Consider the following 23,309-nt stretch of genomic DNA (forward strand, 5'->3'; position numbering starts at 1 on the left):
AACATCTTCAACTATATTGACAGTATAAATATAGTGTCAGTGTCGCTATTAGTGAAAGACTAAATTGCGCTACTAAACTCAATGCTTCAAATGTCGTCATCCTACTACATCCCTTCTATAAGGAAGATGGCGCGGGACAAGGGTCCTGTCCCCATTGTCCCTTGTTCATCTGCTGTTCATATTTTGGTTTTATAATGATTTGTTGGGTAGGTTATTATATGAAATGGTAGGAGGGGTGAGTGGGATGACTTCGATTTTAATTGTTGATGATGATATGAACATTTTGAATCTAGTAGATATCTATTTGACTAGGGCAGGTTACCGGGTCTTCAAAGCAAGTGATGGGATGGAAGCACTAGAAAGTATAGAAGGAATACATATTGATCTTGCTGTTGTTGACGTCATGATGCCTGAGATGGATGGATTTCAATTGACTCAACAACTTAGAGAAGATTTCGATATCCCTGTAATTCTGCTAACCGCTAAGGGTGAAATGGACGATAAAGAAAAAGGCTTTCGCTCGGGTTCTGATGATTATGTTGTTAAGCCGTTCGAACCGAAAGAGTTGTTGTTTCGTATCCAGGCAGTTTTGCGACGGTATGATAAACAGAGTGATATGGTTAATAAGGTTGGAGAAGTCACCATCAATAGGAAAAGCTATGAAGTTCAAGTGGGAAACCAGATTCTTTTAATGCCACTAAAAGAATTTGAATTGCTTTCGCTACTGATTTCCCGTCCTAATCAAGTTTTTACCCGAAATTATCTGATTGAAAATATTTGGGGGCTTGATTTTGAAGGGGATGACCGTACTGTTGATGTCCACATTAAACGGATACGGGAGCGATTAACTAAACTGACCGATGCCATTGCTATTGTTACAGTTCGCGGTGTTGGGTATCGATTAGAGGTGCGCCAGCCATGAGAACACTCTATTCCAAGTTCGTTATCACCACGATTTTAATCATGCTGTTCAGCACTATTGTCGGCTTTATGGTTTCGAATACCTATTATCATCAAACGGTGAAACAGGAAAATGATCGTAAGAATATGGAGATTGCTAAAGGGATGGCGGAGTTTGCTGTAACGCAGGACAACCTGGACAGCTATCTGAAGCATACGGCAGCTTCAGGCTATCAATTATTTGTCATTAATAGCTCGGGTCAGGAAAAGTTTTATGGTGGCAGCTTTCGGGACAAGACATTGGCCAGCGAGGTCAAAGAGAAGGTTTTGAATGGCGACGTATATCACGGGATGAAAAATTTCCCGAAAGAAACGTTCGTAACGGGTTTTTTTGCCAATGAACTGACAAATACAGTAGGTGTGCCGTTTACTTATCAGGGGGAAAGCTACGCATTATTTATGCGTCCCAACATCGAGTTGTTGTTCAGTGAAGTCCATTTTGTGCTTGGCTGGATGATCATTGTAATGGTTATTCTCAGTATCATTGCGGTGTTGATAGGCTCACGGATGCTGGTGAATCCGATCCGCAAGCTTTCCAGTGCTACCAACAAAGTCGTTGAAGAGGACTTCGATGTTCATCTTGATATTAATCGCAAGGATGAAATCGGTCAACTGGCAGGCAGTTTCAATGAAATGATCGCACGTTTGGGAGAACTTGATAAAATGCGAAAATCTTTTATATCTAATGTGTCACATGATATTCAGTCGCCATTGTTGAATATTCAGGGCTACACCAGGTTACTGGAAAGCAACACGTTAACCAAAGAAGATAAAGATGCCTATATTCAAGTCATTCATGATGAAACAAATCGGATGTCAATGCTAACCAAACAGCTACTGGTTCTGACAACACTCGAACAAAAGGGGAATTTTCGCAATAAAGAAATGGTCGATGTTACTGCACAACTAAAAGAGATTATACAAAAATATCGCTGGCTGCTCGATGAAAAGGAAATCGCGGTAAGTTATTCCCTTGATGAAGTAATTGTATCAGGTGATCCTGACATGTTGTACACAGTATGGGAAAACTTGCTTACTAACGCGATTAAATATAATTGCCCGGACGGATCAATCGAACTGACCATTATCGAAAGGCAATCGGAAGTGGAAATCGCCTTTCAGGATACAGGGATTGGTTTAGCACCAGCAGAACAAGGACAAATTTTTGAGCGTTTTTACCGGGCAGATGATGCTCGTACACGTACAACGGAAGGGACTGGGCTTGGTCTATCAATTGTTAAACAAATCATCGATATGCATGGTGGTCGTATTAATGTTAGAAGCGTTTTGGACGAAGGAACAGCTTTTAATGTCATACTACCGAAAATGTAACGTATTATTCACCTTCTGTTCACTTTCCTGTTTTACAGTTATACATGGAAAGGGACAGAAGGTGTTTTTTCTTTGGCAGTTAAGAAAGCATAAATACATTCTTACTGCACAAGTGCAACTAAGGCTTGGTGATAAGCCAGTTTTCTAGTCTCCTTTATCGTCAAAATAGATTACAGGAGGTTCTTATGAAACAATTATTTCGTATGATCAACAGTAAACAAGGCTTGATTATTGTCTTATCGGTCTGGCTTATCATCGTGATAGCGTTAGGATTTATAGCACCTGGAGCGAAAGAGTTTGCTGGCAATTCCAGTGGTGCAGGCTTGCCTCGGGATGCACAATCCGTTATTGCGGACGGAAAAGTGAATGAACATTTTGAGGGCAGTGATGTTTTGCCTGCAATTCTTGTATTTCATCAGAAGAAATCTTTTGATGAGGCGTCCAACGCAGCAGTCGGGGACGGACTTGCCTCCATAAACGAAGAGAAAATAGAAGGAATCGACAGTATCATTCCGTTTAACCAAATGAACATGGAGATGCAACAGTCATTTTTGTCAGATGACGAAACTACACTGGTACTCCCAGTCCATCTAGAGGAAGAGCTGGAAATGGATGAAATCAATGAACTTGTCGTAATGATGGAGAAAACGGTCCAAGGGTCTCTTTCTGAAGGGATAGAGTTGTCAGTTACGGGCCCAGCTGGGATTTCATCTGATGCACTTGAACTTTTTTCTAGTGGAGATATGGTCTTATTGTTTTCGACTATTGGACTGATTCTGGTGCTTCTAATTGTTATCTACCGTTCGCCATTGCTCGCTTTGATACCGCTGATAGCTTCAGGAATTGTTTATGAAGTTGTCAACCGCACGATTGGCCTTGCTGGAGAAAATGGTTGGTTTACAGTTGAAAGCCAGGCACTATCGATAATGATGATCTTATTATTTGCAGCGATCACGGATTATTCGTTGTTCATCTTCTCTAGGTTTCGAGAGGAATTGCAAACCGTGGAAAGTAAATATGAAGCGATGAAGCGAGCCATGAGTCGTGTCGGGGAGCCTATTTTCTTTAGTGGTGGTACTGTGCTCGTCGCTGTCATCACATTGTCCGTGGCTATTTTTGAACCATATCGTAATTTTGCACCAGTATTTTCTGTTGCCATGTTCTTTATTTTACTAGCAGGATTGACCCTAGTTCCTGCACTATTTACCTTATTCGGCAGAAGATCATTTTGGCCAGTAATACCACGGGTTGAAAAAGATAAACAAGTGAAGACAAATAATGTCTGGGAGAAAATCAGCCATGCTGTTACAAGGAAACCTCTTGTTACGGGCATAAGCGTGCTTGCATTGCTGATATTATTTTCCCTGAACACTTTTAATATAAGTTATTCGTATAACTTACTACAATCATTCCCAGAAGATATGTCATCACGGGAAGGGTTTGAATTAATCGAGGAAAAATACACACCAGGTGAAGTCGCACCAACAACGGTGGTTATCACATCTAATGATGCTATCGAGAAAGAAAGCATTAATCCGTTAGTCACCCAGCTGGAGGAACAGGGGTTGATAGAGTCTGTTACGTTTAATGATCGGGACTTCATATCTGAAGACAGCAGGGCTGCTAAACTGACCTTGGTTTTCTCGGAAAATCCATATACCCATGAAGTATTGAATGCCATGGAAAAGTTGCGTGACAACAAGGAAGATATATTGGATAATAGCGGGTTTAATCAGGAAGAAGCAGACTTGTATTTTGCCGGTGAAACTGCCAAGAACCTTGATGTCAGGTCGCTGAATAATCGGGATACGATGGTAGTGATGGTTCTTGTTACTATTTTTATAACGATTATGCTAGGTTTCCAATCCAGATCAACTATTGCACCAATCTATATGATGGCAACTATTTTATTATCTTATAGCGCAGCACTTGGAATTTCCGATCTGATTTTTAAAAACGTATTTGATCTGCAGCAAATGAGCTACAGAATTCCAATTTATGCGTTTGTCTTCCTGGTAGCGCTCGGTGTTGACTACAACATCATGCTGGTATCACGTATTCAGGAAGCATATAAAAATCATTCATTGAAAGAAGCGGTGAAGCAGGGAATAGCGCGGACAGGTGGCGTTATCTCATCAGCGGGACTCATCCTGGCAGCGACGTTCGCAGTATTAACAACCCAGCCAATTCTTGAGCTATTTATGTTCGGCTTTGTTGTCGCACTAGGCGTACTAATCGACACATTCCTAGTACGAACAATACTCACACCAGCAATTATACTGAAATTAGGGAAATGGAGCTTCTGGCCCGGGAAGTAGGGTTGTCCCGGTCAGAACCCCTTATCCCGCTTAATTTACTATTCTTTTGCTAGATTATACTTATTCCTAGACAGAAGTAATCGCTCAAGGGCGTTTACTTCTTTTTATTTTTTAAAAACGGGACAAGGTTCCTGTCCCTATTGTCCCACTAAGAGTAATATTCGTTATATTGGACATCCTATTTTGGTGTATGGATTAAATTGGAGGGGGATGAGATTATTGACTTTGGTTCGTCTTGGCTATGTTGCTATGAGCGTGCATTTGGAAAATGCTTCACCGTCTAAAACGATGACCTACACCAGATTTTCAAAACTAGACGATAGGGATGCGGCTATCCGGAAATTAGAACAAATCGCAGAAACGAATTTACATAATTGTCTCAGATTGCTGCGGCATAATTTGGCGCATGATATTGCTTTTTTTCGACTATCCTCTAAGCTCGTCCCTTTGGCTACTCACCCTGATCTTAAAGGCTGGGATTATATTCAATCCGTGCAATCATCATTGGAAGAAATACAAAAATTTCTTACACGTAATACTAATGTCAGGGTCGATTTTCACCCTGATCATTTTGTACTGTTGAATTCGCCTGGACCAGATGTTTTAAAAAATTCGATAAAAAGCTTGCGCATGCATTATAGGCTGTTGCAGGGGATGGGAGTTAATCCTGAACATCGCTGTGTGCTGCATGTTGGCGGGGGATATGGAGATAAAGAAAAAGCCCTCGAGCAATTTATTCATAATTGGGCATTTGTGTCGCCTGATTTACAAAGCATGATCATTCTGGAAAATGATGATAAGGTCTTCACACTTTCCGATACATTATATCTAAGTGAGAAGCTGGCTGTACCGATGGTGTTTGATTATCATCACTACCTTGCAAATCACACAGAATCAGAAAACTGGCGTGAAGATTGGGAGCGCGTTGTTCAGACGTGGGATTCCTCCACTGTACCTGTGAAAATGCATATTTCAAGTCCCAAGTCAGATAAACAATTTCGCGCCCACTCTGACTATGTGGACAGTGCGATGTTTATGGATTTTTTGCGGGAAATAAAAGGAACTGTTTCGCAAATTGACTGTATGATCGAAGCGAAACAGAAAGATGCTGCTTTATTTAAATTAATGGATGATATACAAAAGTATCCTGAGATTGAAATCGTTGATGGAGGTTGTTTTCATATCACGTAAGACTAACTAGTAGAGAGAATCGTACTACTTTGAGCACCTTCCTTTAAAAGTAACGGGTTCAGTAAGGGAGAGAAAACAATAAATATCACACTAAAAAGGAGTACAAATCGCATAGCGTTTCGTACCCTTTTTTATTGATATGACAACGTTTATCTGTTTTTAACACCCAGATTGACATAGTTAATAGCAACCTTTTTAACAAACGTACATAAAATTATGTACAGTGTGGATTTAAGTTGTGAAAACGAGTGTTAAAAGCAATGTTGCTTTAAATGTGATATGCGATGCTAATAGTGAGTTGTTCTATATTTTGGAAAGGTTTTCTGGGATTTTATGTTAAAATATAGATAGAAAAACAGAACGAGCTTATTCAACTAACGACGCAGGTTACTTCAAAAAGGAGTAATAGTTAAACTAGCTATCCTATAATATAAGCTGTAGAAGAAAAAATAAGTTATAAAAACTACTTTGAAGGGGAGAAAAAATAAATTGGATAGCATTATTTTTGATTTATGATGGAACCATGGGATTCAATAGACACAGTGCTCAGTGCTTGGAACACCGTTATAAGTAAAAATAATCAATAAAAAGTGAATTAACTAGGAAAGACTTTGAAGATACAATGGGGTTACAGATGAATGAAATAAGTAGGAAACTCTTTCCTACCCTATGTTATAAGGAACGGCTACAACTAGAAGATTGTTGCGAAGTAGAACATTCTTTCTTAGAGAAAAATGGCGGTGTTCTCTATCAAAATGTAGAGAATGTCCTAAAAAAGCTTTCTCAAAAATACAAACTATACATTGTTAGCAATTGCCAAGATTGCTACATAGAAACTTTTTACAAGTACCATAAACTTGAAAAGTATTTATTTGATTTTGAAAACCCTGGGAGAACCGCCCTGTCAAAAGGGAGAAATATTATCTTAGTTATTGATAGAAATAACTTGTCAAATCCGGTTTATGTAGGAGATACAGAGGGTGATTTAGAAGCAGCCAGATTTGCTGAAATTCCTTTTATATATGCTGAATACGGATTTGGGCAAGTAAGTCAATATGATAAAGTAATTGAAAGTTTTGAAGAACTTTTATGTATTTTCTAGTGGATTATTAACAACAATTTTAAGCAGGTGAAAATTTGATTATATATGGAGGAACACCGAAAATAGAAACCAATCGCCTAACCCTTAGAAGAATGGAACACATCGATGCACAAAGTGTCTTTGATAACTGGATTTCAGATGAACGAGTAACAGACAATAGAATTAATGCAGCACACAAGTCTATTTTGGAAACAGTTGAGAGAGTAGCTAAGATTGTTAGTGGATATGAATCTAATGAATTTTGTTACTGGGGAATTGAATTAAAATCCAGTGGTGAATTAATTGGAGAAATTGATTTATATGATTTTGACAGTTCCACTGGAAATTGTGAGGTAAGTTATTCCATTGGATATAAGTGGTGGAACAAAGGTTATGGTACTGAAGCTTTAAGAGATGTTGTGGATTTTGGTTTTAGGCACATGAACATACACAAGATTTCCGCATCACATAATACTGACAATCCTGCTTCTGGAAAAATCATGAGTAAAGTAGGAATGGTAAAAGAAGGAATAATCAAACATATGATACGTAATTCAAAAAATCAATATAAGGATTGTGCTGTTTGGGGAATTTTCCAAGAAGATTATCTTAAAAAGAATGTGAGTTCTTACTTTAGATTAGGGGTCAATAGATACAAACGCTAAACATAAGAACCTTGTGAAATAGTGTACTTAAATTAACGGGTGCTTTAGTACAACAATAGCAGCAGGATTGATAAAAAAATAAGGGGAAATATTGTGGGTTCTATAAAAGTAATGTTGCTCGGTATTGCACTGATGTTACTTCCACTTTACATACAAAATGAGCCTGGAATTAGATTTTTTGGAAACGAATTTTTTATTTTGGTTTTTGGTTTTATCCCTACACTAATTGGTTTATTTATAAAAGATAGGAAACATAACAAATAAATGTTTTTTGTTCAGCTTATATATACTTGTTCTTATTGCATTAACGGGTGCTTTCCTTGAATGAGGCATTGCATCCTTGTTCAACTACAGCAGCAGGGTTGTTCAAGAAGAGTCAGTATATTTTTAGGGGGGAAGCATTGGTTACTTTAATGTTAATGAATTCTGGGGAATTTCAAATATATCTTAAATCAGCGGTAGAAAGTTATGCTAAAGAAAAAGTATTATCTAATAATTGGAATGAAGAAGAGTCTATTAGTAAGGCGAGAGAGGAATATGAAAAACTTTTGCCCAAAGGTGAGACCACCGAAAATAATTTTTTATATTCTATTCTAAATGAAGGTCAAACAATAGGAGCAGTATGGCTTGAACAAAAGAATAACGAGAACGGATTTATCCGTGATATTAGGATTTTAGAAAAATATCAGGGACTTGGGTATGGTAAGGAAGCAATGAATCAAATTGAAATGATGGGAAAAAAATTGGGTTTAAGGAAAATAGGACTTCACGTTTTTGGTCATAACAAAGTAGCAAGAGGTCTATATGAGAAACTAGGCTATCAAACTACAAATGTTATGATGATAAAAGAGATATAAAATTATTTGTCTTGCTTAACTAAAGGGTGCTTATCTTGATTAAGGGATACAGCCCTTATTGCGTTAAAGAAGCAGGATAGTTTAAGAAGAAAAAGTTAGGGTGGTTTATGCTGAAAGGTAAAAGATTAACACTCCGACCAGTTGTTGAAGAAGATTGGGACTTCGGTTTAAATGGTTATCAGACCCTGAAATCAACTCAACTTTACCATCTGGGAATGGAGACCAGACACGAAAGTATGCTGAATCAAATGATAAAAGTGTCTACTTTACAATTATTAATAAAGAGGATAAGTCCATTGGGAACGCACAATTGTATAAGATTAATCCGTGAAATCGCAATGCTGAGTTAGGATTGTGGATTGGAGAAAAATCAGAATGGGGAAAGGGTTATGGAACTGAGGTAGTCGAAATTCTTGTTAACTTTGCATTTAGTCGTTTAAATTTACACAAAGTTTATCTTACTGTTGACTCAGACAATATAGGAGCAATTCGTTGTTATGAAAAGGTAGGTTTTTATAAAGATGGTGTACTACGGGATGAGGTCTTTAAAAACGGAAAATATGTAAACCGAATTTATATGAGTATCCTTAAAACTGATATAATAAAAACTTAAGAGAACTTAAAGCCGATTTAATTTTAGTGTTTAAGGGTTGATTTCTACCCGGACTGCGTTAAAATTGAAAATATTAACAGTTTACTTTTTCATACATACTTTAAATATTCTATGCAATTACAGGAAGTGTTTAATAATGTTTGAAGATTTACATTCAGATTGTAAGAATTGCTTTGGGTTGTGCTGTGTAGCATTGCCTTATGCGGAATCAGCAGATTTTCCGTTCAACAAAGACGGTGGAGAACCTTGCCGACATTTATGTTCAAACAATCTGTGTTCAATACATGACCAATTAAGAGATAAAGGCTTTCGTGGTTGTGTAGCTTATGAGTGTTTTGGCGCTGGACAGCGTGTTTCACAGGTTATTTATAAGGGTGAAGACTGGCGAAAGGAATCAGAACGTGCTGAAGAAATGTTCGCCGTATTCCCTATCGTGCAACAATTGCATGAAATGCTCTGGTATCTGAAACAAGCTTTGGGTCTAAAGGAAACCCAATCATTTCAACCTAGCCTGCAAAAGATCTACGAAGAAACGGTTGATCTAACCATAAAAACGCCTAAGGAGATATTAGAAATAGATATTGTTGCACATAGAAGCAATGTGAACGCTCTATTGATAGAGACAAGCAAATTGTATCGTGCAGACCTTATTAATAAGAGTAAAAAGAAAAGAGAAAAGAAAGACTTAGATTACTTAGGAGCAAACCTAAAAGGGTTGGATTTACAAGGAGCAGATTTTAGAGGTAAGCTAATGATTGCAGCTAATTTAAGCCATAGTGATTTGAGAAAGGCTGATTTTATTGGGGCTGACCTTAGAGACGCAGAGCTAAGTGGCGCTAATTTAAAAGAAGCTCTTTTTCTAACACAGTCACAAATCAATTCTGCAAAAGGTGATAATCACACTCAAATTCCCGACTATTTAGAAAAACCAAGCCATTGGTTGAAATAAAGGATTACCATTTACTTTTGATATAGTCTTTGAAATGATCTTCCTCAATCGTGCGCCATTCTTGAATAAGAATCGGCGCTCTTTTCGTATCTAATAAGGATTAATTGAATAATATACTGGATTTATCTTACGTAAAAAAGGAAAGGGAATTAGGGGGTTATTGTCGAATAGTAAATACAATGGAAAAGAAGGATATGAAATTCACGGTCAAGAAGAGGGAACTGTAATAACAGTGGATTTTCAGCTGGAAGGTCAGAATTTTGTTGCGTTAAATGGTGGTCCACATTTCAAATTTAATGAAGCAATTTCATTTATTGTCAATTGTGCGTCACAGGAAGAAGTAGATTACTACTGGGATAATCTTTCTGAAGGCGGAGATGAAAAGGCGAAACAGTGCGGTTGACTTAAAGATAAGTATGGTGTGTCCTGGCAAATAGTCCCGACAGTCTTAACCGAAATGTTGATGATCCAGACCCTGAAAATGCAGGTAGGGTTATGTCAGCAATGCTGCAAATGAAGAAAATTAACATAAAAGCATTGAAGGAGGCTTAAGAAGAATAGGGCTTTATTGAAACCTGTTCTAAAAATTATTTATTAGTTGTACAACAGATATTAGAAAGTAAAATGGCTTGGATATTTCCACAAGCCATTTTTACTGTCACGTGAATTTTAACTGTGAATCTCTGTATTATAACTCACAAGTGCCTCTGTTTAGAAATCAAACTTTTTAGCAGTTAAGAAGTATAAATCCTTTCTGACTGCATAAGCGCATCTAAGGCTTATCTATATTAAAGCTTGGCGATAAGCTAAGTTTTCTAATTCACATTCTCCTCAAAGTAATTACCCCAATGAGGCTGAGTTCCATCAATATCTGTAAAGTTATATATTTCGGAGAGTTGCCAGCTACTTAAAACGCTCCCAGTAAATCGGTTAACATCTGTGTCTAAGGCAAGGTGTTTTATTGCTTCTCCGATATAAAAAGGAGTCTCAGAGGCAATAAAATGCTTTTCTACTTTTGCGCCTTCCTGCCAGTTTTCCTCTGTTACGCCAAATAAATCGAGCATCGCTTCAGAACGAAGGAATCCAGGTGTTACTGCAACTGACGTTATTCTATAGTTTTTAAGGTCAGCAGCCAGGGCCTGTGCCAAATGAATATTAGAAATTTTAGCGAGACTGTAGTATAAGTTTCCACGGTATGTATTGTCTGTACCATCTGTAATTTCAATGACTAATCCTTTGTTGTTTTTCTTCATTAGTGGGACTGCATAATGAGAAGTAATAATGTGTGACTGGACTGCTTGTTTTTGTATTTGCAATCCGTCCTGCAAGTCATGCTCGCCAAATGGCTTTTCCCAGTTTGTAAGTGGATCACCTCCCCAGATGTCATTAATTAATATATCAAGCTGTCCATTTTGCTCTTTATTAATACGATTGAATAAGCCCTCGACTTGTTTTTCCTCAGTGTGATCGACTTGTATGGGGATACCGTGTCCACCGGCATCCGTAACGAATTTGGCTGTATCTTCAATTGTTTCTTTTCTTTGCATAGGTGACATTTCCTGTCTGGTGGATCTTCCTGTTACATAAACAGTTGCACCTGCCTCCCCCAGTTTAATAGCAATTCCCCGACCGGCTCCTCTAGTTCCACCAGCAACAACAGCGATCTTTCCGTTTAACGTACTCATATAATCATTCCTTTCAAATCTGTTACTAGAATTATATACTATTTAATATGACACCTTTTGTCATGATTGAAAAATAATTTTAGGAGTGGACTTATGAAAGCTGAGCGGCTAATTAAAATACTTATATTACTGCAGCACGGAGAAACGACTTCTACAAGGACGTTAGCTAATGAATTAGAGGTGTCGGAAAGAACTATTCATAGGGATATGGAATCTTTAAGTGTTGCAGGAATACCAGTATTTTCTGAAAGAGGAAAAGCAGGTGGATGGCGACTTATTGATGAGTGGAAAAATAAACTGAGCTGGTTAACAGAAAAAGAGATTATATCTTTATTCCTGCCAGCTTCTGAAAAAGTTCTATCAGACTTAAATCTGAATATATCAACAGAAGAGATGAAACAAAAATTATTGTTATCTGTACCTAATCATGTAAGGCAGAATGCTGCCAACTTATGGGAACGCATATATATCGACACAGATACATGGCATGGTTCACAACAAAGTATAGGATCTATGAAGTTTATCCAACAAGCAGTTATGGAAAATAAAAAAGTAACAATGGAATATAAAAAAGCGGATAATGAAATGAAAACTTACATGATAAATCCACTTGGTTTAGTCTTAAAAGGAAGTACGTGGTATGTAATAGCTATTAATTCTCAAAATTCATATCGAAATTTCAGGCTATCACGTATTATAAATTTCACCGTATTGGAAGAGTCATTTACTAGGCCCGGCGGATTTATCTTGTCACAATACTGGAAAGAATCCAAGAAAGCGTTTATTCAAAATTTGCCTGCGTATCAAGTGGAGGTAGAAGTATCTCGACAGATCATTAACCGCATTATGTTTACGGGCCGTTTTGTTAGACACTTACACGAATCAACGAAGCAGCCAAACAGTAAATGGGTACAGTTAAGTCTTGAATTTCCGACTGAAGAAGAAGCTGTTAATTTCATTCTGGGGTTTGGCAATCAAATTAGGGTTCATTCACCGGTGCATTTACAGAGCATATTAGCAAAAAAAGCAAATGACATTTTGGAGCTCTACAATAGTTAGGGTCTGCAGATTTAATAAAGGAGTTTCTAAAGATAAACCGAATTAATATAAAGGTGGCTAATTATATATTCTAACCCAAAATTGCAGAAGGAGTGAAAGGGATGTCACATGTAAAAGATATTTTATTAAATCAGTTTTTAGAAAACGTAAATGACCCTAGCTGGTACCGCCCATTTACAGAATCAGTTGAAGGTTTGACAGAAGAAGAAGCATTTTGGAAGCCTAATGAAGATTGTCATAGCATTGCTGAAATTGTACAACACATTATCTACTGGAATGAAACATGGCAAACTAGGTTTGATAAATCTGATGTTAAAGCTGTTCCTTCTATAGAAAACGATAAAAGCTTTATCATCTCAGAAAATCAAACCTTTGATAATCTTAGAAACCGTTTGATAGAGGTTTTGATAAAATGGCAAGATTTCCTGACTGAAGAAAATGTAGAAAACAATGTGAAAGGATTTCCAGTCACTGCAAAGTGGTGGGAGTTACTCGGAAATGCAACAACACATAACGCCTATCACATTGGCCAAATTATTTATATACGGAAGCTGCAAAAAAGCTGGAAACGTAAAAATAAGTAGATCAGTTTATGCAAATTTTTTATATTTTTCTTCTTCTATCTACCGCCTGTGGTGGTTCCTCCAGCCAAGCGTGTTTAATGGTGATATTTGCGCCGTCTTCACCGTATTCTAAGCTTTCACCTAACACTCGCATGTAGTGGGAACCCAGGTCACGCCTTTGAGCGGAAGCCAATGATTGTCCATAATAACCAACACCTGCTTGTGTAGTTCCAGCAACTTCATACATCAATAATTTATCTGAAAAAGGAGAAACTGTTGTTTCTTCAATATTAGAAGACCAAATCATGGATGAAGGCAAATCTTCCTCCGTTAAAACAGAGTTGAAAACCTTTATGTGCTTCTCTGCAATATCAGCACCGCGACGCATATATTCCCGCACTTCTTTAGCCTTGGCAACTTGACTGAAACCTATTAGCAATGCGTGACCAATAGCATTACGTTGTATATTAAAAAACAATTGGTCAATTTCAATTGCGGTTAAAGGTCTACGGTTTCCCAGCCAACCTGTTAAGAAATTTTGTCTTTCTATTGTATCGACCGTTTTTGGTACTGGAATGAATGGTGATCTTGCATAGATTCCTTTTGAGAGCATTAAGTCTGTTGTTTCATTATAAATTTGTTCAGAAGTATCTATACATTGTGTGAAAAAGTCCCGTATATCAGAACGAGTTGAATGAGTCAGTCCCATGGTATAGGAAGTTAAGTTCATGGTAAATTTGTTTTGTAAAAATACTAAAAAGAAAGTATCTGCAAAAAGACGTGGAGCCGTTAAATCTACGTCTGCATCTGTAAAACCTACAGGAACTGCGTGGTCTTCATTTTCATAAATTTGTTTAATCTGTTCAATATTTTGTTCAGCAAATTGCTGTGTTTTTTCTGCAATAGGGCGTATTTCGTTGTCTTCCATAATAGCCAATACATATTTCATCTTGATAATCGTAGCAGCATTATCATTATAAGCAGACCATAGATTTGCAACTTCTGATGCTGTTAAATTCGCTTGTGTAGTCATAATAATATTACCTCCAAAAGATTCTATGTAGTTGTATGTACACAATAATATTATGTGCAAACATCCAATTTCTATACTGGGACGGAGGGACAGGTCCATCGTCCCGTGAGTTAATTTGTAATATCCAATTTTGCATTTGTATTTATAGTGGGACCTTAATGTATGGTGTGTCGTCAAATATAAAGGCGGGAGGGGTTGCTTGATGGAAGAAGAGGACTTGATCAGTGGGGAAATGATCTCTTTTAACGAGATTATGGAAACATACGGTGAGTCAGTAAAAAGGTTAATATATACATATGTTCGTGACTGGTCTGTGGCCGAGGATCTTACCCAAGATGTTTTTGTAATCGTTTATTTAAAATTAGAGACATTTGAACAGAGATCAAGTTTAAAGACATGGATATGCAGTATTGCAATCAATAAATGCAAAGACTTTATTAAATCCTGGAACTTTCGAAAAGTGAAATTAATTAATAACTTACCAGAAAAATATTTAGTTACTATAGATGATAATCCTGAAAGCCAAATGATACAAAATGATGAGGAATTGTTAGTAGCAAAATCTATTCTTTCACTTCCTGTTAAATACCGGGAAATTATAATTCTTTTTTATTACCAGGAGATGCAGATTGCTGACATAAGGGATACTCTTGGATTGAATGAATCCACTGTAAAAACAAGGTTGCAACGTGGAAGAGGAAAGCTAAAAAAACTGCTGGGAGGTGTGGACATTGAATAGGAGAGTTAAGAAAAGTTTAAACAAATATATGGGAGAAGAAAATGTTTTTACCGAGGATGATAAAAGAGCGATTCAAATGAAAATTGCAGAAGGTCATAAGCCAAAGAAAAATAGAATAATGTACAAAAGTATTGGAAATGGTTTCATTTTGGCATGTGCCTTATCTTTATTAATTGTGTTAATAAACCCTTTTTTTGAAAATACTGCTCAGGATTATGCGAATGAAGACGAGTATTTTACTTTTCAGCTAGGTGAAAAAGTATGGGATAGGCAGTATAAAACTCTTTTTTTTGGTGATCCAATTCAAACACCCCCATCGGTCGACACCACAAAGATTGAAGAAGGTATGGAAGTGCTTACGATTCCTATAACATTTACATCAACATTTACTGGGGTCTCCGATGTTAACCCGCTTGCTTTTGATTTGGTTTCCTCGAATGGTGAGGAAATGAACCCATATGACACTAAGATAATAGAGAATGATGGCTGGAAATCCGGTATCATTCGAGGTGGAGGATCAGTGACATTTGCCAACACCTATGTATTTCCCAAAAATGAAGGCTGGCATATCGAATTCGAGGACTGGTACTTTGTTGAAACCTTTGACAGATATTATATCGTGAAGTTTGATGAATAAAACGGCCCTATAAATGTCGAGTAGAAAATTACAATGGGTTCCGTTACCTAAAACAAACATTAAAAATTAAAGGGGGAAAAGTTTGAAATGGATAACCAGTTAAATGAATTTACTAAAATGCACGATGAATTTATCATGAATTGGAATGAAGCAATGATTTCAGGTGACACATCATCTTTAGAAAGAATGGCTGAAGATTATTATGTTGCTTTTTTCAAAGGTGTTAACGAAAAACCGATTATTTTCAATAGGAAAGAGGCGGTAAGTGGAATGCAACAGTCTGTTAAGCAATTATCAGGAGCTAAAAAGAAATTCAAAAATAGGGTTATTCGTTTAAAGGATATTAATAATGCTGTTGTATTTTATGAACAATTGATAGAAAGAGAAAAGAAAGTATTGGCGAGACTGTTCACTATTGAAAACTGGCAACTTACTAATGGAGAATGGATGTTAAAAAGGGAGATGGAAGAACCAATTTAATAATTATAATTAACAGGATCTTTAATTCAAGGAATATGTCTTTTGAGAAATATGAAAGGGGGAATTAGTTTGCAAAACAAATTAAGAAAATCATCAACAGATAAGTCTTTATCTGGTGTTTGTGGGGGTATAGCTGAGTTTTTTGGTATATCTTCATTTGCAGTGAGACTAATATTTATTTTTTTACCTGCTAATTTACTCATATATATAATTCTCGCTAACACAATGTCTGATAGCCCTCCGTCATTGTAAACGCCTAAATTATCTTGCATTAATAATATCTTTTTTCAATCATTGAGGGCGAAGGAAAATAGCTTAATGATTGAAGAGAGAGGTAAGTAAAAAATATAAGGGAGATAAGTTTATATGTTAAGCTCAAAAAGACTTCAGTTTCGAAAAATGATGGAAATTGACATTGAAAAGTATCATTCTTGGAGAAATGATTTGGATGTAATGAAAACAACAAGCACATCATTAGATTTATATTCTCTTGATGAAACAAGAAGTTTTGTAGAAAATATAATTCTTAATTCAATATCTTCTAAGAGTTATATCATTGAGGAGAGGGAAAGCGATACTGCAATTGGTGTAACGTCGCTAATTAATATCGATACAAAAAATAGAAATGCTGAATGTATTATTGATATTGGCGAAAAGGAATATTGGGGTAAGGGATATGGTACTGAAGCTCTACAGATGTTACTTGAATATGCTTTTTTAGAATTAAATCTACATCGTGTTTCACTTAGGGTATTCTCTCTTAACGAAAGAGCAATACATATTTATAATAAACTTGGATTTGAGAAAGAAGGAGTAATGCGAGAGAGTTTATATAGAAATGGTAAATGGCACGACATAATCACCATGGGAATTTTGAAAAGGGAATACATGAGCAAACAATAATTTAAAAATGTGACATTCTTTACTTAAAGTAACTGGAGAGATTGTTCAAGAATGATTCTGGATTTTAGTATTAATCTGTATTGATACTAAATTATAATGTAAACGATAAAATTTCATTTGTTCCAGAGTGCCTACTATACTGGATAAAGATGACTTGATTTAAGGAGTACTAATGAACCTGCCAAAATGTAATGTCTGTAACATCAATTTTGGAGGGGAAAAATCAATACTTCACTATGGTTTTCTAATAGGGCAATACAATGCAGTATGTGCGGAACAAAGCTTGAAAAAGCTTTACGCTCGAGGCATTTTGTTATTCGTCCTTTATATATTGTTGTTGGTGTATTGTAAATTTTTCTTTTAGGTATTCTAAGTTCATTATTTTTACCCTTTTTGGTGAATTACAATTCAGATGTTTAAGCATTTTATATAGTATTCTTCATTACACTACTGGGTGCCTAGTTGAAGAAGCAATTGAATTAAATAGAAGGAAAATCTCAGCTCATTGAATTGAGATTTTTTTATTTGCAGATAAGAATATAAATCCTTTCTTAATGCATAAGTGCAACTAAGGCTTTCGCCATTAGGGATTGGCGATAAGCCAAGTTTACTAATCAATTACAAATACCACTACAGTTTATGCCATTCCGTAATAATGGGACCTTTTTCCTGGTGTGTCGTCAAATAATTAGAGAGCGAGCTAAGTATTATTTGAATGGGGGATATCAATGGTTACAAATGTAATGGAATGTAAGGGTGTAAACAAAGTATTTCAAGGTGATGGGATTAGTACATATGCTTTACAGGATATTAATGTTCGATTTGAAGAAGGTGAATTAGTTGCAATAGTTGGACCATCTGGCTCAGGGAAGTCAACTTTGCTTAGTTTACTCGGCGCACTTGATTTACCTACAGATGGAGAAATTCTTTATGGTGATAGTTCAATCATAAAGTTAAATCAGAAAAACCTAGCTGATTTTCGGTTTGAAAACATCGGTTTTATTTTTCAGCAGTTCCACCTTCTGCCTACTTTGACGGCAATAGAGAACGTCATGTCTCCATTATTTTCGCGAAAAGTATCTTATGACAAAAAAGAGCGAGCAGAAAACTTATTAATCCAAGTGGGGCTGGAGGATAAATTTAATTCCTTACCTGCTCAGCTTTCCGGTGGTGAGCAGCAACGTGTTGCGATTGCCCGTGCTTTAGTCCATGAACCTAGCTGGCTGCTTGCAGATGAACCGACTGGAAACCTCGACACCGATACAGGGGAAATTATTTTCAATCGGTTAACTACGCTAAATAAAGAAAAAGGATGTGGTGTTATTTATGTGACGCACGATCATGAATTAGCATCAAGAGCAGATCGGATTGTTGAAATGAAAAATGGGAAAATAATCAGCGATACCAGGAGTGAAGTCCATGCTTAAATTTATATGGAATTCATGGTGGCGCAATAAGGAACGTTTTATATTACTAATTATTGGTGCGCTAATTGTTAGTATCGGACTTAGTTATTTAGTGGGTATCACGCAAGCAAGCAATGCAACTGTCGTTGATGAATTACAAAAACGCTGGAAATCGTCGTATCATATTGTCGTTCGTCCTCCTGATTCCCGCAGTGTCACAGAGGACCGGAATCTGTTGGAGCCTAATTATCTCAGTGGTTTGGATGGCGGTATTACACTCGATCAATATGAAAAAATTAAAACCATGACGGATGTTGAGGTTGCGGCTCCTATCGCGATGATGGGGTATATGCGAAACTCTATTCAACTTGACAGTGTTACTTATACTGAGCCAGGTATTTACCGAGTGACGATAGAAAATACTACTAATACTGGTGTGGAACAAATTACAGACGAGTACACATATTATTTTACAGAAGGATGGGGAGGGATAAAAGAGAAGAGTGCAGGTGAATATGGAGTCACCTATTTTGATGGTATGTTTGAATATGGAACCGAAGTCCTGATTGCTGGCATTGACCCAGAGACTGAGTCGGCACTTGTAGGAATTGATGAAGCAATAATTAAAGATGGCAATAGTCAGTTCTTATCAGACGAAGATAAAGTGGAACAGGTTAAACTTGATACAAAGATTCCTGTCATCATGAGTAATAAGGAATTTGTGGATGGTAAACGAAGGACAACCGTTGAAAAACTGAACATTTCTTTTAAGGGAGATCCATCGTCCACGATGAAGAAAGTGAAAGAATATGGTGGAGAAGACTATTTGGAAAAACAGCCAGGGAAACGGGTAGATCAGTTTATACACACCACGGAAGATACTCACCAGAAAATTGTCAATCAAATAAGTGATGGAAGTTATTTATCCGGGAGCTTTAATTGGATGCCATTCAGACCGTCCTCTGTTAATTATCGGGAAGTAAGAAGTCCTTTCCGAGATCGATGGCCATTTGCCTATGAGGTAGAACCATATATTGTCCCAGAGGAATCTTTACTCGCTGTAAATCATGCGTACCGTCCAATTTCCATGTTCAGTGATGATAGCTCAAAATGGCCAAGGCTACAATTAGACTTTAAGGGAGTATTTGATCCACGGGAGTTGGATGTTTCTAAAGATCCATTAACAGAATTGCCAATGGAAACCTATTTCCCTTCCAAAGCAAAGTGGGTACTGGACAAACATGAACAGCCGGTTAACCCGCCACAGCTAATGAAACCACTTAACAACCCATATGGATTTTTGACCAAACCGCCATTAATGCTGACAACGATAGATGCGGCGGCAGAAGTCTTAGGAGATGCACCGATTTCAGCAATTCGTCTCAAGGTGAATGGAGTTGAAGAATTAACAGAGGATAGTGAACAGCTTCTTCAGGAAGTGGCTCAGGATATTGAAGATACAACTGGGCTGATTACCGATGTTACCTTGGGATCCTCTCCCCAGCCGGCGTTGGCCCACATACCTGGGGTGGAAGAAAAAGAAAACCTTGGATGGGTAGAACAGCCATGGATTAAACTCGGTTCATCGGTTACTATTTTCAAAGAATCACAAATTGGGATGTCCGGTGTAATTGGAAGTGTAATTCTAGTAGCAGTTGTTTATGTCTTTTCATCTAACATCATCATGATGTACGCAAGGAAAAAGGAATTTGCTGTCTTACTTTCGGTCGGCTGGCGACCCAATCAATTAACGAAACTTTTATTTATTGAGGCCGCACTCATTGGACTGTTTGTATCACTGATTAGTTGGCTTATTCTGGGGTCCATTTATGTGATGAGTGATATCCAGACATCGGCTTTGCGTCTGTTTCTCATAGGGATTCTTGGTATTACTATATATGTATTAGGTACCTTTATTCCAGGTGTATTGGTACGTAAAATATCACCGTACGAAACGATGAAGGCTGGAGAAGTGACGAATCGTGGCAGTCGGTTATTTAAGACGACGACAATCTTCCGTATGAGTTTAAAAAACCTACTCTCGAAGTGGAAACGCAGTATATTATCTATCATTTCAATTGCACTGCCAACAAGTCTGCTGATTTTCTTTTTATTTATTACCCTTCAGCTTCGGGGCACGATGTTTACTACATGGCTTGGGGAATATGTCGCCATGGAAGTAGGCACCATGCATTATATTGCGATGGGCGTTGCGATTGCAATTGCGATCCTTACAACAGCAGAAATTATTTGGCAAAATGTAGCGGAGAGGCAACCGGAATTAGCGGTATTAAAAGCGGTCGGCTGGCAAAATCATACGATTCGAATGCTTGTGTTAATCGAAGGCGGATTAAACGGATTATTCGCTGGAGTGATTGGATTAGGGATTGCGTTTGGTATGATTTATGGTATGTATGGGCAATTTCCGGTTGAACAAATTCCGTTTTTCCTTGCGACTATTCTAATCCCAGTTGTTACGGGAATAATCGGCGCGATCCTGCCAGCCCAAAAAGCCGGAAAAATTCAACCGTATCAAGGACTAAATGGTGGGTTGTTCAATTCTAAAAAAACCGAAAAAAGTTTTAAATATGCGTTTGGTGTGACTGGAACATGTTTGTTTTTGGGCATTGTAATTGTACTTACACAGGCGATTCCAGATGTACAGAAATCGGCTACTTCTAAACCCGTTGATACATCAGCGGCAGAAGGAACAACTGGGGACGTGCAGGAAAGCTTCTCGCAAATAGAAGAGGAATCACCACAAGAGGAAGAATTGGAAAAGGATGACTCTGAAAGGGATTTTATTCAAGATAAAATAGATAATGCTTACAGAGTTTATGTGCTAGGGGAGCCTTTTGAGTATGGAGAAGATGAGGTGACTGCCTTTAATTTGGTTTCAAACCCTGAAGGTATTCAACCTGAAAGTGATGATACTGACCTGATTACTGTAGCATCTGAGAGGATACGTAGAGGTGGTGAATCAGGCGGCACCCAATACCAGCCTCATCTTGGTTACCATCTATTCGATGAACAAGGTAATGAATATGAGGCGATTGATTATGAGGTAGTAGAGGCGGAAAATTGGAACAAAATATCCCTTCGGAGACCAGGGAAACTAAAAATATTACTGACTTATGAAGTTCCAAAAGACGCTGAAAGACTAATTTTGTATGGCTATCATTCATGGATGCCTAGGTCAGGGGAAATTGTTGTTGAAATTAAGTAGAACATTTAAAATATCATGTTTACACAAAAAACTCTGAATCCGTTCTCGGATTCAGAGTTTTAGTTAGCGAATCTATCAATCTTGTAGGATTCCTTCTTATAGCAGGCTTTGATAATATGGAGTAAGGATTTATTAGGTGGCGGAATCAAAGCAGGAAACTAGATGAGGAGTTTTAAAAGTGGACACATTAAAAATTAAAGAACTTATATCACGCAAAGAGATTGTTCAAGCATTTCCAGTTATGAATCAGCTTCGTACTCACTTGGATGAAAAAACTTACTTGGAATTAGTTACTGAGGCCCAGGAAAAAGATATGTACAGATTATTTGCATTGTATGACCAGGAGGGAATTGTTGCAGTCACTGGATTCAAACCAATGATTACGCTTTATTATGGCCGTTTTGTTTGGGTTTGTGATTTAGTTACCAGCGAAAACAATCGTTCAAACGGATATGGTGAGAAGTTGCTTTCATATGTACATAAATGGGCAAAGGACAACGGCTATGAAAGTGTCGCATTATCATCCGGGTTGAAACGGGAGAACGCACATCGCTTTTATGAAGAGAAAATGGACTATGATAAGGTAAGTTATGTGTTTAAGAGGGTTGTGGGACAATAGGGACAGGTTCATCGTCCCGGACAGGTCTTTAGTTCTATTAGGATTCTATGTATTATCACAGATTCCAGGCCGATGTTTTTCTTAGAAGCAGAGATTTCTTGCCCCAGGAGAATCCTCGTCTATATTGACAGTATAAATATTTAATAAGAATAAGGTATCGATTAGCTTCAACTACTCGATACCTACAACTACAGACCGCATAAAGAGCGGTTGACCAATATAAAATTGTAGCAGAAGAAGTAATCGCTTACCAATTGGTGCTGGGGCGATTACTTCTTCTGTTTAGGTAGACTACAATAGTTACAATTTGACAGGTTGGTGGGACAAGGTTCCTGTCCTCTATCAATCTCGTGCTAAACCTCTTTCAAAAGCAGCCAGATGGTTCAATGATGCATTGCGCAGTTGTGTGAATACCATGCGTACATCAGAGGGGATATTCTGTGCGAGAAATTTCTCGTACATATTGATATTGTCGACTTCTCCTTGAACACCTTCTGCAAAAGCATTTTTAATCGTTTCCAGTGTCGTAATGAACATACTTGAAATATCTTGCGGTACTGGTACCTGATATCGATTAAAGAGAGGTAGTAATGCATTAATGTGTCTCAGTTCCGCCTCCTGAATTTGAGCAAAGGTACGCACATATCCAAAGTTTAAAAGTACATTCTGATATCTCTGTTGTGCTAGGAATTCGTCCTGCAATGCAAAAGTTAGCATCTCAGGTAATGTTAGTGATGCAGCATTTAAAGCTCCTTTAGCACCATAACTTTCGGCAGTTTGACGATAAGAGTGATAAGGATGGTTCGTGTCAAAATAATAGGGATTCATGGATGCTAGCCTCCAATTTTCTTAAAATAAGTCATTCATATTATATGTGTTTGAAATAATTGGGTGACCGCTGCATGGTAGGATAAAAAGTCTGAGGATTGTTTGGTGATAAGCCAAGCCTCCTTCTTGCATTTCAAAAAACTGAAGTTAAAATTACTATTATAA

23 protein-coding genes are annotated in these 23,309 nt (G+C 37.4%); 20 read left to right on the top strand and 3 right to left on the bottom strand.

The window, feature by feature from the left end:
• Positions 1-244 precede the first annotated feature (244 nt).
• The 10 genes from BLS02_RS15090 to BLS02_RS19225 all read left to right on the top strand — a co-directional run bounded on the left by BLS02_RS15090 (position 245) and on the right by BLS02_RS19225 (position 10,369).
• Entirely contained in the window at positions 245-922 is a 678-nt protein-coding gene (locus BLS02_RS15090) for a response regulator transcription factor (RefSeq protein ID WP_092493845.1), read from the top strand.
• The gene (locus BLS02_RS15095) at positions 919-2,292 is read left to right on the top strand and encodes a sensor histidine kinase (RefSeq protein WP_092493846.1); all 1,374 of its coding nucleotides are present in this window, start codon (positions 919-921) and stop codon (positions 2,290-2,292) included. The genes BLS02_RS15090 and BLS02_RS15095 overlap by 4 nt, the downstream gene beginning before the upstream one ends.
• A gap of 185 nt (positions 2,293-2,477) precedes the next feature.
• Positions 2,478-4,610 carry an MMPL family transporter gene (locus BLS02_RS15100; RefSeq protein WP_092493847.1) on the top strand — a complete coding sequence of 711 codons (2,133 nt, stop codon included), beginning with the start codon at positions 2,478-2,480 and terminating at the stop codon, positions 4,608-4,610.
• A 219-nt stretch (positions 4,611-4,829) separates the two neighbouring features.
• Positions 4,830-5,801 carry a UV DNA damage repair endonuclease UvsE gene (uvsE, locus tag BLS02_RS15105; protein WP_302846748.1) on the top strand — a complete coding sequence of 324 codons (972 nt, stop codon included), beginning with the start codon at positions 4,830-4,832 and terminating at the stop codon, positions 5,799-5,801.
• Between the two features lie 634 nt (positions 5,802-6,435).
• The gene (locus BLS02_RS15110) at positions 6,436-6,903 is read left to right on the top strand and encodes an HAD hydrolase-like protein (protein WP_368073022.1); all 468 of its coding nucleotides are present in this window, start codon (positions 6,436-6,438) and stop codon (positions 6,901-6,903) included.
• 35 nt (positions 6,904-6,938) lie between these two features.
• Positions 6,939-7,547 carry a GNAT family N-acetyltransferase gene (locus BLS02_RS15115; protein ID WP_092493849.1) on the top strand — a complete coding sequence of 203 codons (609 nt, stop codon included), beginning with the start codon at positions 6,939-6,941 and terminating at the stop codon, positions 7,545-7,547.
• Positions 7,548-7,948: 401 nt separating this feature from the next.
• Positions 7,949-8,404 (top strand): GNAT family N-acetyltransferase, encoded by a 456-nt coding sequence (locus tag BLS02_RS15120; RefSeq protein ID WP_092493850.1) that lies wholly within the window; start codon positions 7,949-7,951, stop codon positions 8,402-8,404.
• Positions 8,405-8,756: 352 nt separating this feature from the next.
• Positions 8,757-9,017: a GNAT family N-acetyltransferase gene (locus BLS02_RS19220; protein ID WP_092506285.1), complete on the top strand. Its 261-nt coding sequence runs from the start codon at positions 8,757-8,759 to the stop codon at positions 9,015-9,017.
• Positions 9,018-9,153: 136 nt separating this feature from the next.
• The gene (locus BLS02_RS15130) at positions 9,154-9,966 is read left to right on the top strand and encodes a pentapeptide repeat-containing protein (protein WP_092493851.1); all 813 of its coding nucleotides are present in this window, start codon (positions 9,154-9,156) and stop codon (positions 9,964-9,966) included.
• Between the two features lie 160 nt (positions 9,967-10,126).
• A complete protein-coding gene (locus BLS02_RS19225; protein ID WP_254788786.1) occupies positions 10,127-10,369 on the top strand; it encodes a VOC family protein in 243 nt (80 codons plus the stop codon).
• Between the two features lie 412 nt (positions 10,370-10,781).
• Here BLS02_RS19225 and BLS02_RS15140 read toward each other — a convergent pair whose 3' ends face one another.
• Positions 10,782-11,651: an SDR family oxidoreductase gene (locus BLS02_RS15140; protein WP_092493852.1), complete on the bottom strand. Its 870-nt coding sequence runs from the start codon at positions 11,649-11,651 to the stop codon at positions 10,782-10,784.
• 93 nt (positions 11,652-11,744) lie between these two features.
• On the opposite strand from BLS02_RS15140, the gene BLS02_RS15145 reads away from it, so the two are divergent.
• Positions 11,745-12,710 (top strand): helix-turn-helix transcriptional regulator, encoded by a 966-nt coding sequence (locus BLS02_RS15145; RefSeq protein ID WP_092493853.1) that lies wholly within the window; start codon positions 11,745-11,747, stop codon positions 12,708-12,710.
• A gap of 101 nt (positions 12,711-12,811) precedes the next feature.
• A complete protein-coding gene (locus BLS02_RS15150) occupies positions 12,812-13,294 on the top strand; it encodes a DinB family protein (RefSeq protein ID WP_092493854.1) in 483 nt (160 codons plus the stop codon).
• 19 nt (positions 13,295-13,313) lie between these two features.
• Here the strand turns inward: BLS02_RS15150 and BLS02_RS15155 are convergent, their stop codons facing one another.
• Positions 13,314-14,306, bottom strand: coding sequence for a DUF3231 family protein (locus BLS02_RS15155; RefSeq protein WP_175476861.1), 993 nt, complete (start codon positions 14,304-14,306; stop codon positions 13,314-13,316).
• 202 nt (positions 14,307-14,508) lie between these two features.
• Here BLS02_RS15155 and BLS02_RS15160 point away from each other — a divergent pair, with 202 nt between their 5' ends.
• The 8 genes from BLS02_RS15160 (at position 14,509) to BLS02_RS15195 (ending at position 22,316) form a co-directional block, all read left to right on the top strand.
• Positions 14,509-15,045 (top strand): sigma-70 family RNA polymerase sigma factor, encoded by a 537-nt coding sequence (locus BLS02_RS15160; RefSeq protein ID WP_092493856.1) that lies wholly within the window; start codon positions 14,509-14,511, stop codon positions 15,043-15,045.
• The gene (locus BLS02_RS15165; RefSeq protein ID WP_092493857.1) at positions 15,038-15,682 is read left to right on the top strand and encodes a hypothetical protein; all 645 of its coding nucleotides are present in this window, start codon (positions 15,038-15,040) and stop codon (positions 15,680-15,682) included. Before BLS02_RS15160 ends, BLS02_RS15165 begins: the two co-directional genes overlap by 8 nt.
• An 87-nt stretch (positions 15,683-15,769) precedes the next feature.
• The gene (locus tag BLS02_RS15170; RefSeq protein WP_092493858.1) at positions 15,770-16,162 is read left to right on the top strand and encodes a hypothetical protein; all 393 of its coding nucleotides are present in this window, start codon (positions 15,770-15,772) and stop codon (positions 16,160-16,162) included.
• A 51-nt stretch (positions 16,163-16,213) separates the two neighbouring features.
• On the top strand, positions 16,214-16,414 hold the full coding sequence (locus tag BLS02_RS15175; protein WP_425445168.1) for a PspC domain-containing protein: 201 nt from the start codon (positions 16,214-16,216) through the stop codon (positions 16,412-16,414).
• A 114-nt stretch (positions 16,415-16,528) separates the two neighbouring features.
• Positions 16,529-17,065, top strand: a complete 537-nt coding sequence (locus tag BLS02_RS15180) for a GNAT family N-acetyltransferase (protein ID WP_092493860.1) — start codon at positions 16,529-16,531, stop codon at positions 17,063-17,065.
• 728 nt (positions 17,066-17,793) lie between these two features.
• Positions 17,794-18,492 carry an ABC transporter ATP-binding protein gene (locus BLS02_RS15185; protein WP_092493861.1) on the top strand — a complete coding sequence of 233 codons (699 nt, stop codon included), beginning with the start codon at positions 17,794-17,796 and terminating at the stop codon, positions 18,490-18,492.
• The gene (locus BLS02_RS15190; protein WP_092493862.1) at positions 18,485-21,697 is read left to right on the top strand and encodes an ABC transporter permease; all 3,213 of its coding nucleotides are present in this window, start codon (positions 18,485-18,487) and stop codon (positions 21,695-21,697) included. The genes BLS02_RS15185 and BLS02_RS15190 overlap by 8 nt, the downstream gene beginning before the upstream one ends.
• A gap of 178 nt (positions 21,698-21,875) precedes the next feature.
• Complete coding sequence (locus BLS02_RS15195; RefSeq protein WP_092493863.1) at positions 21,876-22,316, top strand: GNAT family N-acetyltransferase; 441 nt, start codon at positions 21,876-21,878, stop codon at positions 22,314-22,316.
• Positions 22,317-22,658: 342 nt separating this feature from the next.
• On the opposite strand, the gene BLS02_RS15200 is transcribed toward BLS02_RS15195, so the two are convergent.
• On the bottom strand, positions 22,659-23,144 hold the full coding sequence (locus BLS02_RS15200; protein ID WP_092493864.1) for a ferritin-like domain-containing protein: 486 nt from the start codon (positions 23,142-23,144) through the stop codon (positions 22,659-22,661).
• Between the last annotated feature and the right edge of the window lie 165 nt (positions 23,145-23,309).

The sequence above is a fragment of the Virgibacillus salinus genome, from assembly GCF_900102415.1.
Lineage (GTDB): Bacteria > Bacillota > Bacilli > Bacillales > Amphibacillaceae > Lentibacillus > Lentibacillus subterraneus.

What these genes read in the sequence shown, in the direction of transcription:
- BLS02_RS15140 (WP_092493852.1), bottom strand. Translation starts at nt 11,651, where the DNA reads ATGAGTACGTTAAACGGAAAGATCGCTGTTGTTGCTGGTGGAACTAGA.
- BLS02_RS15145 (WP_092493853.1), top strand. Translation starts at nt 11,745, where the DNA reads ATGAAAGCTGAGCGGCTAATTAAAATACTTATATTACTGCAGCACGGA.
- BLS02_RS15100 (WP_092493847.1), top strand. Translation starts at nt 2,478, where the DNA reads ATGAAACAATTATTTCGTATGATCAACAGTAAACAAGGCTTGATTATT.
- BLS02_RS15175 (WP_425445168.1), top strand. Translation starts at nt 16,214, where the DNA reads ATGAAAGGGGGAATTAGTTTGCAAAACAAATTAAGAAAATCATCAACA.
- BLS02_RS15190 (WP_092493862.1), top strand. Translation starts at nt 18,485, where the DNA reads ATGCTTAAATTTATATGGAATTCATGGTGGCGCAATAAGGAACGTTTT.
- BLS02_RS15200 (WP_092493864.1), bottom strand. Translation starts at nt 23,144, where the DNA reads ATGAATCCCTATTATTTTGACACGAACCATCCTTATCACTCTTATCGT.
- BLS02_RS15095 (WP_092493846.1), top strand. Translation starts at nt 919, where the DNA reads ATGAGAACACTCTATTCCAAGTTCGTTATCACCACGATTTTAATCATG.
- BLS02_RS15170 (WP_092493858.1), top strand. Translation starts at nt 15,770, where the DNA reads ATGGATAACCAGTTAAATGAATTTACTAAAATGCACGATGAATTTATC.
- BLS02_RS15090 (WP_092493845.1), top strand. Translation starts at nt 245, where the DNA reads ATGACTTCGATTTTAATTGTTGATGATGATATGAACATTTTGAATCTA.
- BLS02_RS15155 (WP_175476861.1), bottom strand. Translation starts at nt 14,306, where the DNA reads ATGACTACACAAGCGAATTTAACAGCATCAGAAGTTGCAAATCTATGG.
- BLS02_RS15180 (WP_092493860.1), top strand. Translation starts at nt 16,529, where the DNA reads ATGTTAAGCTCAAAAAGACTTCAGTTTCGAAAAATGATGGAAATTGAC.
- BLS02_RS15150 (WP_092493854.1), top strand. Translation starts at nt 12,812, where the DNA reads ATGTCACATGTAAAAGATATTTTATTAAATCAGTTTTTAGAAAACGTA.
- BLS02_RS15185 (WP_092493861.1), top strand. Translation starts at nt 17,794, where the DNA reads ATGGTTACAAATGTAATGGAATGTAAGGGTGTAAACAAAGTATTTCAA.
- BLS02_RS15110 (WP_368073022.1), top strand. Translation starts at nt 6,436, where the DNA reads ATGAATGAAATAAGTAGGAAACTCTTTCCTACCCTATGTTATAAGGAA.
- BLS02_RS15160 (WP_092493856.1), top strand. Translation starts at nt 14,509, where the DNA reads ATGGAAGAAGAGGACTTGATCAGTGGGGAAATGATCTCTTTTAACGAG.
- BLS02_RS15130 (WP_092493851.1), top strand. Translation starts at nt 9,154, where the DNA reads ATGTTTGAAGATTTACATTCAGATTGTAAGAATTGCTTTGGGTTGTGC.